General features: G+C 74.1%; 17 protein-coding genes. 10 read left to right on the top strand and 7 right to left on the bottom strand.

Annotated elements, in window-relative coordinates:
- Positions 1 to 6: 6 nt before the first annotated feature.
- Positions 7 to 948, bottom strand: coding sequence for an SDR family oxidoreductase (locus tag AB0O19_RS31650; protein ID WP_363585795.1), 942 nt, complete (start codon positions 946 to 948; stop codon positions 7 to 9).
- A gap of 121 nt (positions 949 to 1,069) precedes the next feature.
- Positions 1,070 to 1,498 (bottom strand): DUF5997 family protein, encoded by a 429-nt coding sequence (locus AB0O19_RS31645; RefSeq protein WP_363624519.1) that lies wholly within the window; start codon positions 1,496 to 1,498, stop codon positions 1,070 to 1,072.
- A gap of 58 nt (positions 1,499 to 1,556) precedes the next feature.
- Between AB0O19_RS31645 and AB0O19_RS31640 the strand changes: the two genes are divergently transcribed.
- The 3 genes from AB0O19_RS31640 (at position 1,557) to AB0O19_RS31630 (ending at position 3,627) form a co-directional block, all read left to right on the top strand.
- On the top strand, positions 1,557 to 2,366 hold the full coding sequence (locus AB0O19_RS31640; RefSeq protein ID WP_363624518.1) for a LysR family substrate-binding domain-containing protein: 810 nt from the start codon (positions 1,557 to 1,559) through the stop codon (positions 2,364 to 2,366).
- A gap of 107 nt (positions 2,367 to 2,473) precedes the next feature.
- Positions 2,474 to 3,055 carry a YetF domain-containing protein gene (locus AB0O19_RS31635; RefSeq protein ID WP_363624516.1) on the top strand — a complete coding sequence of 194 codons (582 nt, stop codon included), beginning with the start codon at positions 2,474 to 2,476 and terminating at the stop codon, positions 3,053 to 3,055.
- A 113-nt stretch (positions 3,056 to 3,168) separates the two neighbouring features.
- Complete coding sequence (locus AB0O19_RS31630; RefSeq protein ID WP_363585791.1) at positions 3,169 to 3,627, top strand: hypothetical protein; 459 nt, start codon at positions 3,169 to 3,171, stop codon at positions 3,625 to 3,627.
- Between the two features lie 53 nt (positions 3,628 to 3,680).
- Here the strand turns inward: AB0O19_RS31630 and AB0O19_RS31625 are convergent, their stop codons facing one another.
- Positions 3,681 to 5,012 (bottom strand): cytochrome P450, encoded by a 1,332-nt coding sequence (locus tag AB0O19_RS31625; RefSeq protein WP_363624514.1) that lies wholly within the window; start codon positions 5,010 to 5,012, stop codon positions 3,681 to 3,683.
- A gap of 240 nt (positions 5,013 to 5,252) precedes the next feature.
- On the opposite strand from AB0O19_RS31625, the gene AB0O19_RS31620 reads away from it, so the two are divergent.
- Positions 5,253 to 6,656 (top strand): amidase, encoded by a 1,404-nt coding sequence (locus tag AB0O19_RS31620; protein WP_363624512.1) that lies wholly within the window; start codon positions 5,253 to 5,255, stop codon positions 6,654 to 6,656.
- A 71-nt stretch (positions 6,657 to 6,727) separates the two neighbouring features.
- On the opposite strand, the gene AB0O19_RS31615 is transcribed toward AB0O19_RS31620, so the two are convergent.
- Positions 6,728 to 8,677, bottom strand: coding sequence for an FUSC family protein (locus AB0O19_RS31615; RefSeq protein WP_363624510.1), 1,950 nt, complete (start codon positions 8,675 to 8,677; stop codon positions 6,728 to 6,730).
- A gap of 453 nt (positions 8,678 to 9,130) precedes the next feature.
- Here AB0O19_RS31615 and AB0O19_RS31610 point away from each other — a divergent pair, with 453 nt between their 5' ends.
- The 6 genes from AB0O19_RS31610 (at position 9,131) to AB0O19_RS31585 (ending at position 15,720) form a co-directional block, all read left to right on the top strand.
- Complete coding sequence (locus AB0O19_RS31610) at positions 9,131 to 10,225, top strand: YbiU family protein (RefSeq protein WP_363624509.1); 1,095 nt, start codon at positions 9,131 to 9,133, stop codon at positions 10,223 to 10,225.
- Positions 10,207 to 11,619: a DUF6271 family protein gene (locus tag AB0O19_RS31605; RefSeq protein ID WP_363624508.1), complete on the top strand. Its 1,413-nt coding sequence runs from the start codon at positions 10,207 to 10,209 to the stop codon at positions 11,617 to 11,619. The genes AB0O19_RS31610 and AB0O19_RS31605 overlap by 19 nt, the downstream gene beginning before the upstream one ends.
- A 114-nt stretch (positions 11,620 to 11,733) precedes the next feature.
- On the top strand, positions 11,734 to 12,912 hold the full coding sequence (locus tag AB0O19_RS31600; RefSeq protein ID WP_363624577.1) for a type III PLP-dependent enzyme: 1,179 nt from the start codon (positions 11,734 to 11,736) through the stop codon (positions 12,910 to 12,912).
- On the top strand, positions 12,909 to 13,517 hold the full coding sequence (locus tag AB0O19_RS31595) for a GNAT family N-acetyltransferase (RefSeq protein WP_363624506.1): 609 nt from the start codon (positions 12,909 to 12,911) through the stop codon (positions 13,515 to 13,517). Before AB0O19_RS31600 ends, AB0O19_RS31595 begins: the two co-directional genes overlap by 4 nt.
- A 5-nt stretch (positions 13,518 to 13,522) precedes the next feature.
- Positions 13,523 to 14,776, top strand: coding sequence for an MFS transporter (locus tag AB0O19_RS31590; protein WP_363624505.1), 1,254 nt, complete (start codon positions 13,523 to 13,525; stop codon positions 14,774 to 14,776).
- Positions 14,777 to 14,970: 194 nt separating this feature from the next.
- Entirely contained in the window at positions 14,971 to 15,720 is a 750-nt protein-coding gene (locus tag AB0O19_RS31585) for a PIG-L family deacetylase (RefSeq protein ID WP_363624503.1), read from the top strand.
- A gap of 42 nt (positions 15,721 to 15,762) precedes the next feature.
- Here the strand turns inward: AB0O19_RS31585 and AB0O19_RS31580 are convergent, their stop codons facing one another.
- The 3 genes from AB0O19_RS31580 to AB0O19_RS31570 form a co-directional block, all read right to left on the bottom strand.
- A complete protein-coding gene (locus AB0O19_RS31580; RefSeq protein WP_363624501.1) occupies positions 15,763 to 15,933 on the bottom strand; it encodes a hypothetical protein in 171 nt (56 codons plus the stop codon).
- 50 nt (positions 15,934 to 15,983) lie between these two features.
- On the bottom strand, positions 15,984 to 16,178 hold the full coding sequence (locus tag AB0O19_RS31575; RefSeq protein ID WP_363585780.1) for a DUF1918 domain-containing protein: 195 nt from the start codon (positions 16,176 to 16,178) through the stop codon (positions 15,984 to 15,986).
- A gap of 140 nt (positions 16,179 to 16,318) precedes the next feature.
- Positions 16,319 to 16,996 carry a TetR/AcrR family transcriptional regulator gene (locus tag AB0O19_RS31570; RefSeq protein WP_363624499.1) on the bottom strand — a complete coding sequence of 226 codons (678 nt, stop codon included), beginning with the start codon at positions 16,994 to 16,996 and terminating at the stop codon, positions 16,319 to 16,321.
- Positions 16,997 to 17,325: the final 329 nt, after the last annotated feature.

Below are 17,325 nucleotides of genomic sequence, written 5' to 3'. Positions count from 1 at the left end.
GCCCCGTCAGCGGTAGCCCTCCGGCGCGGCCGGCTTGCCCGCGTCCTGCACCTCGACCAGGTAGCGCCAGCAGTCCGGCCGGCTGCCGTCGCGGTCGGTGAAGCCGTACTCCAGGGCCAGCTGCCCGCTGGACACCGACCCGCCGTTCCAGCGGGAGACCTCGGGGTCGGCGGCGAGGGCGGCGACCGCCCGGCCGACGAAGTACGGGCTCTCGGAGATGCCGAAGTGCGGCTCCCGGGCCACGGCGTCGCGCCAGTTCTCCTCGGTGACCCCGAAGTGGCCCAGCATGATCTCCGAGCGCATCCAGCCGGGCGTGAGCGCCAGGGCGGTGGCGCCGCGCGGGCCCAGCTCGTGGCCGAGAGCGAAGGCCATCCGCAGCACGGAGGCCTTGGCGAGGTCGTAGAAGAACGAGTTGCGGTAGGTGTCGCGGTTGTACTCGGCGGTGCCGTCGGTCATCTCGACGACCAGGCCGCCCGGGCGGCGCAGCAGCAGCGGGAGGGCGTGGTGGCTGGTGACGGCGTGCGTCTCCACCGCGAGGCGGAGCAGCCGCAGGCCGTCGTCCAGGTCGTGCTCCCAGACCGGGACGTTCCAGCCGAACAGGTTCTCGCCGCCCCAGATGTCGTTCACCAGGACGTCCAGCCGGCCCTGCTCGGCGTCGATCCGCTGCACCAGGGCGGCCACCTGGGACGGGACCAGGTGGTCGGTCGGCACCGCGATGCCCCGGCCGCCGGCCGCGGTGACCAGGTCCGCGGTGTCCTCGATGGTCTCCGGCCGGTCGTACTCCGAGCGCTTCTCGCGGGTGCTGCGCCCGGTCACGTACACCGTCGCCCCGGCGGCGCCCAGCTCCACCGCGATGCCCCGCCCGGCCCCCCGGGTCGCCCCCGCGACCAGGGCGATCCGACCGTCCAGCACTCCCGCCGCCCCTGTTGCCCCTGCTGTCTGTGCCATCCGCAAGCTCCCTGTCCGCATGTCCGCCGACGACTGTGCCGACGCCCGTGGAACGGACGTCGGCACCAGCCTTGCGCAGGGGTCTGACAATCGGGCCCGGCCGGCGGCCGGAGCGCGCGGGTCAGCCGGCCTTGGCGGCCTTGGCAGCCTTGGCGGCAAGCGCCGCGGCGTCCTTCTCCTGCTTCTCCTTGATCCGGGCGGCCTCCTTGCGGACGTCCACCTGGTTGGCGCGCTCGTGCTGCAGCCAGAGCGGGTTCTCGGCCTTGACGGCCTCGATCTGCTCGGTGGTGAGCGCCTCGGTCACGCCGCCGCGGGCCAGGCCGGCGATGGAGACGCCGAGCTTGGCGGCGACCACCGGGCGAGGGTGCGGGCCGTTCTGGCGCAGCTCCTGGAGCCACTGCGGCGGGTCGGCCTGAAGCGCGTTGAGCTCCTCGCGGGAGACCACACCCTCCTGGAAGCCGGTCGGCGCCGCGTCGAGGTAGATCCCCAGCTTCTTGGCGGCGGTGGCCGGCTTCATGGTCTGGCTGGTCTTCTGCTTGAGCGATGTCATGGTGACAAGGGTAAGGGAGTGCGCGGGCGCTCCCGGTCACGGTCGGTAGCCTTGCCCTGTGACAGACATGCAGGTGAACCCGTCCTTCCGGCTCGCGTACGTCCCGGGCGTGACCCCCGGCAAATGGGTCCGGGTGTGGTCCGAGCGGCTCCCGGACGTGCCGCTCGACCTCCTCGCCGTCCCGGCCGGGGACGGCGAGGCGACCCTGCGCGAGGGCACCGCGGACGCCGGGCTCGTCCGGCTGCCCGTCGACCGGGACGTGCTCAGCGCGATCCCGCTCTACGCCGAGACCACCGTCGTGGTCTTCCCCAAGGACCACTGGCTCGCGGCCGCCGAGGAGGTCGCGCTCGGCGACCTCGCGGAGGAGGTGGTGTTCCACCCGCTCGACGACACCCTCGGCTGGCCGGGCGGGCTGCCCGGCCGCCCGGCGATCGAGCGCCCGGCGAGCACCGCCGACGCCGTCGAGCTGGTCGCGGCCAACGTCGGCGTGCTGCTGGTGCCGCAGTCGCTGGCCCGGCTGCACCACCGCAAGGACCTCACCTTCCGGCCGGTCGCCGAGGCGCCGCAGTCCCAGGTGGCGCTCGCCTGGCTGGAGGAGCGCACGACGGACCTGGTCGAGGAGTTCATCGGCATCGTCCGGGGCCGCACGGTCAACAGCTCGCGCGGGCGCGGCGCCCAGCCGGCGGCCGAGCCCCAGAAGGCCGCGGCGCCGCGCAAGTCCCAGCCGCAGAAGGGCGGCCAGCAGAAGTCCGGCCAGCAGAAGGCGGGTCAGCACAAGGGCGGCCAGCAGAAGGGCCGGCCGAAGCCCGCGGCGGGCGGCCGGGGTGCGGCCGCCGCCAAGCGCGGCAAACCGAAGCGCCGCTCCTAGTCGGAAGCCCGGGTTCGTCCGGGTGCTGGCCGGGGCCCGGCGGGGCGCGTACCGTCGGGCCCGGGCGCTGCCGCCCCGTCCGGCCGAGGGGTTGAAGGAGCGGGGCCATGTGGCACGACCTGGTGATCGTCCAGATTCCGATCGTGGAGAAGATCCTCCGCACGATCGCGGTCTACGCCCTGATCCTGATCCTGTTCCGGATCGCGGGGAAGCGCGGGCTGGCGGGCCTGAACACCTTCGACATGGTGGTCGTCTTCCTGCTGTCCAACGTGGTGCAGAACGCGATCATCGGCAATGACAACAGCCTGCTCGGCGGCGCCATCGGCGCGGTCACCCTGATCGCGGTGAACGCCGCCGTCACCCGCTGGCTGGCCCACGACCCTCGTGCCGCCCGGCTGTTGGAGGGCACCCCGACCACCGTGGTGCGCGACGGCAAGCTCGTCCCGGGCGCACTGCGCGGGCTGGCGCTGCGCGCGTCCGAGATCGAGCACGCCGTCCGCGTCCAGAACGGCGACACCATCCGCGACGTCGCGGTCGGGCGGCTGGAGCCCGACGGCCAGCTGGTGATCAGCCTCAAGCCCGCCGAGCAGAGCGCCACCCGCGGCGACGTCGAGGACCTGCACCGACGGCTGGAGGCCATCGAGCGGCTGCTCACCACCCTGGCGGCCGACCGGCGCAGCGAGGACTGACCCGGCGGCCACCCCAGAGGTCTGGGATGGGAACGGCCGCACCCGGCCCGGCAGGATCGGCGTAGACCACTTCCGTCCACACTCGCCGGACCGCCGTCCGGCCGGAGGAACGCATGCTGCGCAGACTCTCCTGGATCCCGGCCCTGACGGCCGTCCTGCTCGCCCTGGTGGCCGGGCCGACGGCCGGTACGGCATCCGCCGCGACCGAACGTGAATTCCTCCAGGGCTACGGGCAGTTGGTGCCGCTGCCGGCCCCGGTGACGCCGGCGCAGCAATGCGTCGAGCGGCGGCTGTTCCTGGACGCCGGCACGTACGCCTGGAGCTTCGGCACGCCGGGCGGCAACGTGCCGTCCCAGGACGTCCAGCTCTCCTCGGGCTGGTTCCGCTGGACGATCTGCGTGTACCCGCGGGCGTCCGTCTACGGCGCGACCACCTGGCTCGACCCGGAGACCCCCGGCCAGCCGCACCTGGAGCGGACCACCAGCTTCGACGTCACCTTCGCCTACACCTACACGTGGGACTCCATGCTCTACCGCTGGCAGGGCGTCCCCCGCCCGCCGCGCACCATGTGACGCATCGTCGGGCAAGGCTCCCGTCCGCCGCCCGCGCGGGGCGGGAGCCCCGGTCACCACGGCCGGCGGGCGAGGGTGGCCGTGAAGGGGCGGGGGGACAGCGAGGAGCTGCGGGTCGGGCGGACCGGGCGGCCGGGGGTGGGGGTGACGGTCCAGCGGGCCGCGATGGTGGCGATGGCGAGGGCGGCCTCGGTGGTGCCGAACACGTCGCCGATGCAGCGGCGGGGGCCGAGGCCGAAGGGGGCGTAGGTGCCGGGGGAGGGGCGGGTGTTGGTGAGCCAGCGGTCGGGGTCGAAGCGGGCGGGGCAGGCGAAGACGTCGGCGCGGCGGTGCAGCAGGTACGGGCTGAACAGGATGGTCGCGCCGGCCGGGACGCGGTGGCCGCCGAGTTCGGCGTCGGCGGCGACGACGCGGCTGAGGATCCACACCGGCGGGTAGAGCCGCAGCGTCTCGGTGACCACCCGGGCGGTGAGCGGCAGGGCGGGCAGGTCCTCGTGGCGGGCGGGGCGGCCGTCGAGCACGGTGTCCAGCTCGGCGTGCAGGCGGTCGCGGATGGCCGGGTGGGCGGCGAGCAGGGTCCAGGCCCAGGAGAGGGTGGCGGCGGTGGTCTCCATGCCGGCGAGCAGGAAGGTGACCACCTGGTCGTGGATCTCGGCGTCGGTGAGCCCCCGCCCGTCCTCGTCGCGGGCGCTGAGCAGCATGGACAGCAGGTCGTTGTGGTCGGTGCCGGCGGCGCGGTAGTCGGCGATCAGCCGCCGGGTGACCTCCTTCAGGTCCTGCCGGGCGCGGCGGAAGCGGCGGTTGCCCGGGGTGGGGATGCGGTCGGCGCCGGGCAGCGGCATCATGACGCGCCGGCCGACGCCGCGGGTGATGACGTCCATGCTGTCGTGGACGGGCAGCGCGCCGGCCCGCTCGTGGGCGGCGAACAGGCAGCGGGCGGTCACCGCGGTGGTGAGGCGGTACATCGCGGCGGGGACGTCGACCACGTCGCCGTCGCTCCAGGAGGCGGTGGTGCCGGCGATCTCCTCGGCCATCATCGCGGCGTAGCCGGGCAGCCGGTCGCGGTGGAACGCGGGTTGCAGCATGCGGCGTTGGCGCCGGTGCGCGGCGGCCGGGCAGGTGGCCAGGCCGTCGCCGAAGACCTCGCGGGCCTTGTCGAGGACGAGCCCGCCCTTGTCGTAGGTGCGGTCCTCGGTGAGCAGTTGGCGGACCAGCTCGGGGTGGCAGGCGACGTACGCGTCCAGCGGGCCGAGCCGCAGCCGGACGAGGTCGCCGTGGGCGGGCAGGCCGGCGACGAACTCCAGCGGCCGGCGGACGAAGGCGGGGGCGTGGCCGAGCAGGGGGAGGGCGCCGGGGGCGGTGGCCGAGGTGTACTGGGTGGGCACGGGCGTCACCTTGGGGTGGGGGGTGGACCGGATCGGTTCGTGATCCGGCCTTTCCCCGGGGCCGTCGGCGAAACGATCTCCGACCGGCGGGTGGGGTGAACACGGGGGCGCATGCCGAACGCCCGTGCGCCGTCGGGGTTCGGCGGCGGGTGCCGGGGGTGGGGTATCCCTCGGCGCGGCCCCGCGCCTACACTGCGAACTCTTGCGCGACTACCGGTCAGTAGGGATTGGGGAGTTCGGATGACCGACGAGCGGGCCCACGGGTTCACCGACGACGCCCTCGGCGCGCACGACGCCGTGGCCCTGGCCGCCCTCGTCCGCGCCGGCGAGGTGGCCCCCGCCGAACTGGCCGCGGCCGCCGCCGCCCGCGCCGCCCGGGTCGACCGGATGCTCACCCCCGTCGCCCACCCGTCCTACGACCGGCCCCGGCTCGGCCCGGACGGCACCGACGGCCCGCTGTACGGCGTCCCCACCTTCCTCAAGGACAACGTCGACCTGCGCGGCCTGCCGACCGGCATGGGCAGCGAGGCCTTCCAGGCCCGCCCGGCCCGGCGCAACTCCCGGTTCACCGACCAGTTCCTCGCCACCGGCCTGGCCGTCCTCGGCAAGACCCGGCTGCCCGAGTTCGGCCTCAACGCCTCCACCGAGTTCGCCACCGCCCAGCCGGTGCGCAACCCGTGGAAGCCCTCGCACTCGGCCGGCGCCTCCTCCGGCGGCTCGGCCGCGCTGGTCGCCGCCGGAGTGGTGCCGATCGCGCACGCCAACGACGGCGGCGGATCGATCCGGATCCCGGCCGCCTGCTGCGGACTGGTCGGACTCAAGCCCACCCGGGGCCGCCTGGTCACCAACGCCCAGGGCGGCAAGCTGCCGATCGACCTCGTCACCGACGGCGTGCTCACCCGCTCCGTCCGCGACACCGCCGCCTTCTACGCCGCCGCCGAGCGCCACCACCGCAACCCCGCGCTGCCCCCGCTCGGCCTGGTCGAAGGCCCGGGGCAGCGCCGGCTGCGGATCGGACTGGTCGTGGACTCGCCGCTCGCCACCACCGACGGACCCACCCGCGCCGCCGTCGAGCAGACCGCCGCCCGGCTGGAGGCACTGGGCCACCACGTCGAGGAGACCACCCTGCCGTTCGGCGAGGAGTTCTCCCGCGACTTCGTCCTCTACTGGGGCTACATCGCCTTCGCCATCGCGGTCAGCGGCCGGCTGATGCTGGACCGCAGCTTCCGGATCAACCGGCTCGACGGCCTGACCACCGGGCTGCGCCGGCTCTACCAGCGGGAGTTCCTGCACACCCCGGCCGTGCTGCGCCGACTGCGCGGCGCCGAAGCCGCGTACGCGGGCCTCTTCCGCACCCACGACGTGATCCTCTCGCCGGTCCTCGCGCACGCCGCCCCGCCGATCGGTCACCTCAGCCCGAACGTGGCCTTCGACGAGCTGATCGAGCGCCTCCGGCGCTACGTGGCCTTCACCCCGGTCAACAACGTGACCGGCGGCCCCGGCATCGCCCTGCCCACCGGCGCCGCGCCGAGCGGCCTGCCGATCGGTGTGCACCTCTCGGCCGCGCACGGGCAGGAGCGGCTGCTGCTGGAGCTGGCCTTCGAACTGGAGGCGGACCGGCCCTGGCGGCGGATCCAGGACTGACCGGGCCTTCGGCGGGGCGGACGCCAGGGCGGGCGCTCCAGGACTGACCCGGCCCCCGGCCGGCCCGGCGCTCAGGCGGGCACCACCGCCCGCGCCGCCTGCACCTCGCGGTGCAGCCGGCCCAGCGCGCAGTCGGGCGGGAGGGCGTCCGGTCCGGCCTCGGGCAGCGGCCCGCCGCCGCGCAGCGCCCCGGCCAGGTCGCCCAGCTCCCGGACGACGGCGCCGACCTCGGCCGGGGACGGCGCCGGAGCGCCGTGCTCGACCCGGACCCGGGTGGCGGTCGTGGTGTCCACGATCCGCTCGACCGCGATCACCAGCGGCCACCAGGCCTCGGCCCGGGCCCCGACCGGCGGCGGTTCGGTGAGCGCCCGCTGGAACTCGCTGCGCACGGCGGACAGGTCCCGGTAGAGCCGCCGCCGGTACCGGGCGCGGGCCGGCTGGTCGGCCCCGGGCGCGGTGGTGAAGGCCAGCGAGACGTACGCGGCGGTGTCCGCGACGGCGTCGGCCAGCCGCTCCCCGATCCGGGTGTGCCAGGAATCCGGCCACAGCAGGTAGCCGGTCAGCAGCGCGATGCCGCAGCCGATCAGCGAGTCGTACAGCCGGGGCAGCACCAGGTGGAAGCCCCGGTGGTTGAGCAGGTCGGAGAGCAGCAGGATCACCGGGGTGATCGCCGCGGTCTGGAACGCGTACCCCTTCGCCGACAGCACCGGGATCAGGGTTGCCAGCGCCGCCATCACCGGCACGTCCCACCAGCCGTGCGGCACCTCGGCCAGCACCGGAATGGCGATCAGCAGCCCGGCGGCGGTGCCGAGCGCGCGCAGCACCGCCCGGGAGAACACCGAGCCGAAGTCGGGCTTCAGCACGAAGGTGACGGTCAGCGACACCCAGTACGAGCGGGGCACCGCGATCACCGACACCAGGATCTGGGCGAGGCCGATGCACAGCGCCAGCCGCAGCCCGTACCGCCAGGACGCCCGGGACAGCAGCAGCGCGTGGGTGGCCCGGCGGGCGCGGACCTGCAGTGCGGCGGGCCGGCCGAGCGGGTCGTCGCCGGCGTACGGGTCGGGTGCGGGCTCGTGCGCGACGGCCCGGGCGTGGCCGATCGCGGCGACCAGGGCGCGGGTGGACGGTCCGGCCGGATCGGGCAGTCCGGGCGGCGGGGTCGACCCGACGCGGCCCCGCTCGACGGCCGCGGCCAGCTCGCGCACCGCCGCCGGGTAGGCGGGCGGCAGCGGACCGTACTCGCGCGGGCGCAGCTGTGCCGCCGAGGCGGCCTCCACCACCGGGATGGCAGCGTTGAGCTGGGCGAGCAGCCGGACCAGGGTGGGGGAGCGGCCGTGCCGGCGGGCCCGCCGGGCGAGCAGCAGATCGTAGGACTGGTTCAGCGACTGGGTGAGCGCCTGCCGCGCGTCGTCGGCTCCGGGAGTGCCGGCGGCCTCCAGGAAGTCGGCGACCGACCGGTAGGTGCCGGCCACGGCGAAGCGCTCCGGCGCGCCGCCGCGCAGCGGCCAGGCGAGCAGGGTGAGGCCGAGCACCAACAGGCCGCCGAGCAGCAGCAGTCCGGGCGGCAGCCACCAGGGGGAGGGCAGCGGCAGTCCGGCGCCGACCACCGCGTTGAGCAGCAGGAGCAGTCCGGACACCGAGGCGACCGCGCCGATCGAGGAGATCATGCCGGAGACCAGGGCGACGGCGGTCAGCACGGCGACGGCCGTCCAGCCCGCACCGTACACCAGGGTGCCGAGCAGGATCCCGAGGGCGCCGAAGAGCTGCGGCACGGCGATGTTGAACACCCGCATCCGGTACGCGTCCGCGGTGTCCCCGATGACACCGGACAGCGCACCCATCGACACCAGCGCGCCGTACCCGGGCCGGTCGGTGGCCGTGCCGACCGCGAGCGGCGCGGCCAGCGCCACCGAGGCCCGGGCGGCGGCGGCCCAGGGGACCGGCGCGGCCTTGGGGCGCAGGCTCGCGGTCAGCCAGCCGGGCGGGGTGAGCCGGGTGGCGGTGGGACGGTGTGCCATAGGCCCAACGTACGGCGCGAAGGACGGGGCGCAACGCTGGGGAACTCGTTTCGGTTCACGTCCGGGTATGTCAATTCCCGAAACATACTCCGACTTATGTCACTCTCCGAAACATAAAGCGAACCCCGAGGGGCCATCTGAACTGCGCGGATTTCCCTATTGGTAACCAGCCGTCGAGGGTTGACACCATTAGTTGGTCTAGTCCAACGTATGAGGGGCGCGGTTCGGCCGGGGCTGAGGCAGGGTGAGAGGCCGTGCCGGACCGACGAGTTGGCCCCCTGACGTGGCGGAACCTTGCACGGTCGGGGCCCGGGCGAGGTGGAGCGCATGCGGACGGCATGCGGTCCACGGGCTGAATTCCACGTACGGCCGGTGACGGGCCGTCGGCTCGCCGTGCCCGCACTGTGCGTCCAGGAAGCGCTGCGTCGACTACGAACCATGGAGTGACTGCCCATGCCGAGCCCTGACGGATATCTGCACCGAGCCGCCTCGGCGCGCCCCTACTTCAGCGAGGACGGGGAGAGCTACCTCGCGCGCACGGCGCTGCGCGAGGTCCGCAAGGAGCGCCCACTGCGGGTGCTCTCCGAGGAGGACTTCGCGTTCTGGCAGACCTACGGCTACATCGTGGTCAAGGAGGCCATCCCGGCCGAGGCCGCACGGCGCCTGCTCGACTTCGCCTGGGACTTCCAGGGCCTCTCGCCCGACCGCCCCGAGGACTGGTACCGCGAACGCGACTACCGCGACGAACTCGACCGGGAACTGCACATCTACGGCTTCGTCGAGGCCTACCACCACCAGCTGATCTGGGACAGCAGACAGGCCCGGAGGGTCTACGACGCCTTCGTCGACGTCTGGGACTGCGAGGAGCTCTGGGTCACCCTCGACCGGCTCAACCTCAACCCACCGAACGTCCGCAACCGCGACCGCGCGCTGATCGAGCCCACCGACCGGGGCTTCGACATCGAGCTGCACTGGGACGTCGACACCACCCAGGGCATGCTGCCCCAGCGCGTCCAGGGCATCATCGCGCTCGACGACACCCGGCCCGACCACGGCGGCTTCCAGTGCAACCCGGAGCTGTTCCGCCGCTTCAACGAGTGGCAGGCCGCCCAGGCCGCCGACCGCGACCCGATCCGCCCGGACGTCGACCGCACCGAGTTCCCGGTGGTGCGGCCCGAGTTGAAGGCCGGCGACCTGCTGATCTGGAACGGCCTGCTCGCCCACGGCGTCGCCCGCAACACCTCCGAGAACGGCGTCCGCGCCGTGCAGTACCTGTCGATGATGCCCGCGCTGGAGGAGGCCGCGCAGATGCGCCGCTCCCGGGTGGAGTCCTGGCGCACCCTCGCCACCCCGGACTGGAACCGCACCCTGGTCGGCGACGCGACCCGCCACGAGTCGCTGCGCTACGGGCCCGCCGAACTCACCGAACTCGGTGAGCGGCTGCTCGGACTGCGCTCCTGGCACGACCCGGATTCCACGGGCGACCGGCCCGCCCCGCAGCAGCCCGCCGAGTCCGCGGGGGAGCCGGCATGCGCGCCGTCTGCCTGACCCTGCCCACCAACCGCGAGTGCGCGGCCACCATCGCCGCGGTCGGCGCCGAAGCCGCCTACGCCGCAAGGCGGTTCGGCGTTCGGGTGCACCTGCTGGTCCTGGACTCCGCCGACCCGGCCACCTACCGGCGGCACGCCGAGGCCGTCGCCGCGCTGCCCGCCGTCGGGTCCGGTGCCGCCTCCGGCACCGATTCCGGCACCGATTCCGGCACCGCGTTCGGCGCTGCTTCCGGCACCGCGTCCGGGGCCGGGGAGGTGGTCGTCCACCACCTCGACGAGGCCGCCCAACGCGGCTTCCTGCGCGACGTGATCGAGCGCTCCGGCGCCGCCGGCCCGGACGGGCCGGTCGGCGACCAGCTGCTCGACCTGATGCTCCCCGACGCCGTCTCCTACGGCGCCTGCACCAACCGGGCGTTCCTGCTCGCCGGCGCGCTCGGCTGCGCCTCCGTGCACCGCCGCGACTCCGACAGCGCGTACCAACTGCTCGACGGCGAAACGGTGTTCCCGATCGAGCACGAGCTCGCCACGCTCGGCCTCAAGGCGGCCGACGCGGCCGCCGCCGTCACCGAGGTCACCCTCGACCCGGTGCACGCCGACAAGCCCGTCGCCCTGGTCGGCGGCTCCTTCGTCGGTGAACTCTCCGTCGACATCGGCGAGATCCGCGAACTCGACCCGGACGCCTACCACCAGGTCGTCGCGCTCTGGGCGCCCACCGGCGCGAGCGAGCAGGAACGCCGCGAACTCGTCGCCGACTCCTTCACCGGCGGCGGCACCGACCCGTTCCGCCACGACCGCGCCGTGCTCGACCTGCCCGACATCTGGCGGATCGACATGTGCAACGTCGCCCTCGACCACGAGGTCTACGACCGCGTCCCGCTGCCGCCCGCCACCGCCACCATCGGCAGCGACTACTTCCTGCTGCACCTCGTCCGCGACGCCACCCTGCCCGGCGTCGTCCACAACCGGCACATCGTCAACTACTACACCCCGGAACGGCGCACCGGCGCGGGCTTCACCGCCTACCAGCTGCGCTACGCCAAGTTCCTGCTCTCCATGCTCTACCTGTACCCGGTCTACTCCGAGATGGAGGCGGCCGGCGGGGCCCTCCTCGACGAGGCGAACCACATCCGCGCCGACGTCATCGCCGACTCCGCCCGCCGCAGCGCCGCGACGGACCGCGCGGAGAACCACCGACGGCTCGACGCGCTGGACCACTGCTACCGGCGACTCGGCGGGAAGTACGCCGAGTTCGCCGACCACCTGGCGCCCCAGCGGGCGCGTCTGCTCGACGAAGCGCAGGCGGACATCGAGGACTTCGCGCTGCTGATCGACGCGTGGGGCCCGCTCATGCGAGCGAGCAAGGCCACGCCCGCCGACCGGCTGCCGCGGTAGCCGCACCGGGAGCCATTCGTGATACGTCAGACCATCGCCCACCGCGCCCCGGCGCACCACACCACCGCCCACACCGGCGCCGCGCCCGACCCGGCCGCGCACGACCGGACGGCGATCCGCGCCGCCCTCGCCGCCGCCACCGACGACCGGATCATCTACGACCTCGACGGCATCGAGCGCCAGTACACCGACCTGATCGGCGAACTGCCCGACGTCGCCGTCCGGTTCGCCATGAAGGCCTGCCCGGTGGACGAGGTGCTCGGGCGCCTCGCCGCCCTCGGCTCCGGCTTCGACGCGGCCAGCCCCCAGGAGATCGCCCAGGCCCTGCGCACCGGGGTGAGCCCCGACCGCATCCACTACGGCAACACCATCAAGTCCGACCGCAACATCGCCGAGGCCTACCGACTGGGCGTGCGCGACTTCGCCACCGACAGCCTGGAGGACGTCGCCGCCATCGCCGAACACGCCCCCGGCTCCCGGGTGTTCTGCCGGGTCGCCACCTCGGGCGACGGCGCCCTGTGGGGCCTGAGCCGCAAGTTCGGCTGCTCGCCCGAGGACGCCCTGCGCGTCCTGGACGCCGCCCGTTCGGCCGGCCTCACCCCGTCCGGACTCTCCGTGCACGTCGGCTCCCAGCAGATGACCGCCGAAGCCTGGGGCGCCGCCGTGGACTCGCTCGCCGCCGTCCTGGAGGCGCTCAACTGGCGCGGCATCACCCCGCGGCGGATCAACCTCGGCGGCGGCCTGCCCGCCCTCGGCGTCCTGGACCGGCACGGCCGCCCGCTCGACCCGCCGCTGGACAAGATGTTCGCGGTCATCCGCGAGGGCATGGACCGGCTGCGCACCGTCAACGCCGCGCCGCTGGAGTTCCTGCTGGAGCCCGGCCGGCACCTGGTCGCCGACCACGGCGCCATCCGCGCCCACGTCGCCCGGCTCTCCTCCCGGCACCAGCTCGACGGCACCCGCGAGGACTGGCTCTTCCTGAGCTGCGGCAAGTTCAACGGCCTGTACGAGATGGACGAGCTCCAGTACCGGCTCGAATTCCCCACCCACCCCGGCGGCCAGTTCGTCAACGCCGTCGTCGCCGGCCCGACCTGCGACAGCGACGACGCGTACGCCCAGGAGGACGGCCTGGTCCGCGTCCCGCGCGCGATCGCCTCCGGCGAACCGGTCTGGATCCACTCCTGCGGCGCCTACGCCACCGCCTACACCACCCAGGGGTTCAACGGCTTCGAGCCGCTGCCCTACACCTGCATCGGCGGGACCGGCGGCCCGGACGGAGACACCGGCAGATGACCGACCTCCGCATCCGGCTGCTCCAGGAGGACGACTGGGACGGCGTCGTCGCGCTGGAGGAGCGGGCCTACGCCGCCAGCGGCCTGTCCGAAGGCCGCGAGGCGCTGCGCTCCCGCCACCGCGCCTCGCCCGACACCTGCTTCGTCCTGGAGCACGCCGACGGCCTCGGCGGCTACCTGCTGGCGCTGCCCTACCCGCTGTTCCGGTGCCCGGACCTCAGCCGGGCCGAGGCCGGCGGCGTCCGCGCGACCAACATGCACCTCCACGACCTGGTCGTCGCCGAGGAGCTGCGCGGCCGCGGCCTGGCCCACCGGATGCTGCGCGGCCTGGAGGAGACCGCCCGGGCCCGCGGCTACCGCACCATGTCCCTGGTCGCCGTCCGCGGCTCGCAGGTGGTGTGGGCCCCGCTGGGCTACCGCGCCCGCCCCGAGATCGGACTGCCCGGGAGCTACGGCCCCGAGGCGCTCTACATGGCGATGCCGCTGAGCCCGGCCGCTGCTTCTGTCGCCGTCCAGGCCCCGGCCGCCGTCCCGGCCGCCGTCCAGGAGTTGACCCCCTCCACCGACCCGTCCCCCGGGTTCCCACCCAGAGCCGAAGTGGGCTGATGCACATGTCCCCCGTTCGCGACGACTTCCGCCGGTCCCAACTGGCCATCGCCGCACTGTTCTTCCTGCTCGGATTCCAGTACGCGACCTGGGTCTCCCGGATCCCCGCGCTGAAGACCAGGCTCGACCTCGGCGAGGCCCAGATCGGCCTGCTGCTGATGACCTGCGGGGTCGGCGCCGCGGTGTCCTTCCCGCTGGTCGCGGTGCTGATGCGGCGGTTCGGCTCCCGCCTGCTGTCCGTGCTCTCCGCGCTCGCCCTCGGCGTCGTCCTGGTCGCCCTGTCCGTGGTGCCCGACTACCCGCTCACCCTGCTGGTGCTGTTCTGCGACGGCGTCGCCGTGGGCTGCCTGAACGTCGCGATGAACGCCCAGGGCGCGGCGCTGGAGGCCCGCTACGCGCGGACCACCATGTCCCGCCTGCACGCCACCTTCAGCGCCGGCTCGCTGCTCGCCGCGCTGCTCGCCTCCGGCGTCACCGCCTTCACCGGCACGCTCGCCGTGCACTTCGGGGTCGCCGCCGCGCTGCTCGCGGTGCTGGTCGTGGCCGCCCGGCCCGGACTGCTCACGGACGACGCGCCGGCCGCGGCGCAGGACGGGCCGGACCAGGAGCAGGCACCGGCCGCGAAGAAGGACCGCCGCCGCTTCGTCCTCCCGGCCGCGGCGACCCTCTGGATGGGCCTGGCGATGGTGTTCGGCACCGTCACCGAGGGCGCCATGAACGACTGGTCCGCGCTCTACCTCAAGGACGTCGTGAACGCCGGTGCCGGGCTCGCCCCGCTGGGCATCGCCGTCGTCTCGGTGATGATGGTGCTCGCCCGGATCTTCGCGGACGGCTGGCGCACCCGCTTCGGCGACGGCCGGATCGTGCGGACCGGCAGCCTGCTGGCCGGCGCCGGACTGGCCCTCGCGCTGCTCGTCGGCGGCGTCGTGCCGACCCTGATCGGCTTCGCCTGCGTCGGCCTCGGCGTCGCGGCGGTCACCCCGTGCGTCTACGTCGCCGCGGCCCGCCAGGGCTCGGACGCGCTCTCCCTGGTCGCCGCGATGGGCACCACCGGGCTGCTCGCCGGGCCCGCCGTGATCGGCTTCATCGCCGACGCCACCAGCCTGGTGTGGGGCATGGCCGCCGTCGCCGTCTCCGCCGCGGTCGTCTCGCTCTGCGCCACCCGGATCGGCTGGCCCGCCCCGGAGCCCCGCCCCGAGCCCAGCCCCGAGCCCCATCCCGAGCCCCTCGACGGCCGACTCGCCCCGGACGCGAGCTAGCCTCCCCACAGACCTCGCCCGGAACGCCGCGCCTCCCCCGTCGCGGTGTTCCGGGCGAGCCGTGCTGCGTCAGGGGCGACCCCGCCGGCCCGGGGTGGTGTCCGGCGGGGTGTCGGTGTGGGGTCTTCTAGAGTCGCCTGCGAAACGACCGTAGGACCATGCGACTGTGAGCCGCACCGAGAGGGACGAGCACCATGAGTGAGCAGGCCGTCGAGCCCTACCAGCCCGTCGACGAGGACTGGCGGACCGCGCTGGCCGTCGTCGCGCACCCGGACGACATGGAGTACGGCGCCGCCGCGGCCGTCGCACGGTGGACGTCGCAGGGCAAGAAGGTCGTCTACGTGATGGTCACCAGCGGCGAGGCCGGGATCGACTCGATGGACCCCGAGGAGTGCGGGCCGCTGCGGGAGGCGGAACAGATCGCCTCGGCGCGGGTGGTCGGCGTCGACGTGGTCGAGTTCCTCGGGTACCCGGACGGGATGGTGGAGTACGGGCTGCCGCTGCGCCGCGACATCGCCCGGGCGGTGCGCCGGCACCGGCCGGACATCGTGATCACCAGCAACTTCCGGGAGACGTACGGCGGGACCGCCCCCAACCAGGCCGACCACATCGCGGTCGGTCGGGCCGCCCTGGACGCGGCTCGGGACGCCGGCAACCGGTGGGTGTTCCGGGAACTGCTGGCCGAGGGCCACGAGCCGTGGAACGGCGTCCGGCAGGTGTGGGCGGCGGCCTCGCCGGAGTCGGGCCACGCGGTGGACACGACCGAGCACTTCGACCTGGGCGTGGCCTCGCTGGAGGAGCACAAGGCGTACCTGGCCGGGCTGGGCGGGTTGGGCGGTGCGATGGCGGACGCACGCGAGTTCCTGGAGGGTGCCGGGCGGGGAGCGGGCGGCCGGCTCGGGGTGCGGTTCGCGGCGCCGTTCGAGGTGTTCCCGCTGCGCTGAGCCGCCCGGCCATCCGGACGGGTCGGCTGCCCGGCTGCCCGGCTACTCGGTGTCGGCGTACACGGAGGCGAGCACCAGGACGGTCTGCCCGGGCACCGGGACGCCGCAGTCGTCGAGCAGCACGAGCAGCGCCACCGCGAGGTACCCGTAGTGGTCCAGCAGTGGCGCGAGCCCGGCGAGCGCTCCGGGCAGCGGGGCCGTGGGGACGGACACCGCTGCTCACCACCTCGCCCGGGTGGGGTGCGGGGCGGCGGGGGAGTCGGTCAGCGGTCCGCCGGGCGGTGCTCGATGGCGCAGTCGGGGCCGGGGTAGATCAGACCTTCGTGGCCGTCCTCGAAGCGGACCATGTACGGCGGTTCGCCGTCGACGCCGCGCACCTCGACGATCTCTCCCTTCTGGTCCGTCATGCCCACCGACCTGCTGTGGATGTGGAGCTGGTCACCTACCGCTGCGTGCATGGTCTGCTCCTCGGGTCGTGGCGGCCGCCTCCGCGGCCGTTCCGCTTTCCACTGTGCTGCTGCGGCGACGGGCTCGCAACGGCGCGGGCGGGCGGGACACGGGGGCGGGGCGGGACCCGAGGGGCGTGCGGGGACCGGTCTCAGCCAACGGGCGGCTGCTCCGCGAGGTAGGCGCGGACCAGCCGCTTGCACTCGGCGATCAGCGCCGGATCGCCCTGCGGATCGCCGCGGAAGGCCAGCTTGAGCACCGCGTCGGCGGCCTCCAGGGCGACCCGCAGGGCGAGGGTGAGCGCCGCCGGGTCGCCGGTGGCGAACACCTCGCCGCCGAGCGCCTGGAGGCGCAGCGCGACGGCGGTGTTGTTGTCCACGCCCGGGTCGAGCAGGTGCCGGTCGTCCCGCAGCCCGGCGGGGGCGGCCGCGTCGGCGAGGCCGAAGTCGAGCTGGCCGAATCCGGGCACCGCGCGCTTCATCGCGACGAACTCCTCCACCGCGAGGTCGGTGAACCCGGCCGGGCCGAGGGGCGCGGCGGTCGCCAGCCGGTGGTCGAGCCGCTGGAGGTAGCGGTCGAGGTTGCGGCCGGCGAGGGCGGCCAGCAGGTCTTCCTTGCCGGCGAAGAACTGGTACAGGGTGCCGATCGGCACCTGGGCGCGCTGGGCGACCTGCTTCGTGGTGAGCGCGGTGGCGCCGACCTCGTCGAGCAGCCCGGCGCAGGCGTCGAGGATCCGGCCGTACCGCTCCTGGCTGCGCTGCTGGACCGGACGGCGCCTGGTCACGGGGCCCCGCCCGGCGCTCTCGTGACTCCTGGTGTCGCCGCTCATGACGTCACTGTGCCGCATCCGCTGTGCCAGCGGCGAATCACCGGGGCTCAACGGGTCCGGAGTTTCGGGTGGGGAACGAGTCGATCGGTGGCTGGAGCTGAACGTCACGGTGGCGGGAAGATGTCCAGGAGTCGGCGATGGTCTTGTGGTGGACACGAACAACGGTTCATACTCCTCAGCGGACTACCTTGCGTGATCAACTCGTGCCCTTTCGTGGTGAACGTGTGTCAGCTGTGGCGACGACGGACGAACCCGGCGCCACCCGAGGTCTGGATGATCCCGTGCGTTTCATAGAACCCGTTCAGGTCCCATCCGCCGTGCCCGACTGT

Source organism: Kitasatospora sp. NPDC091276, from assembly GCF_040684355.1.
Classification (GTDB): domain Bacteria; phylum Actinomycetota; class Actinomycetes; order Streptomycetales; family Streptomycetaceae; genus Kitasatospora.
This window is presented reverse-complemented; position numbering and strand designations above follow the sequence as displayed.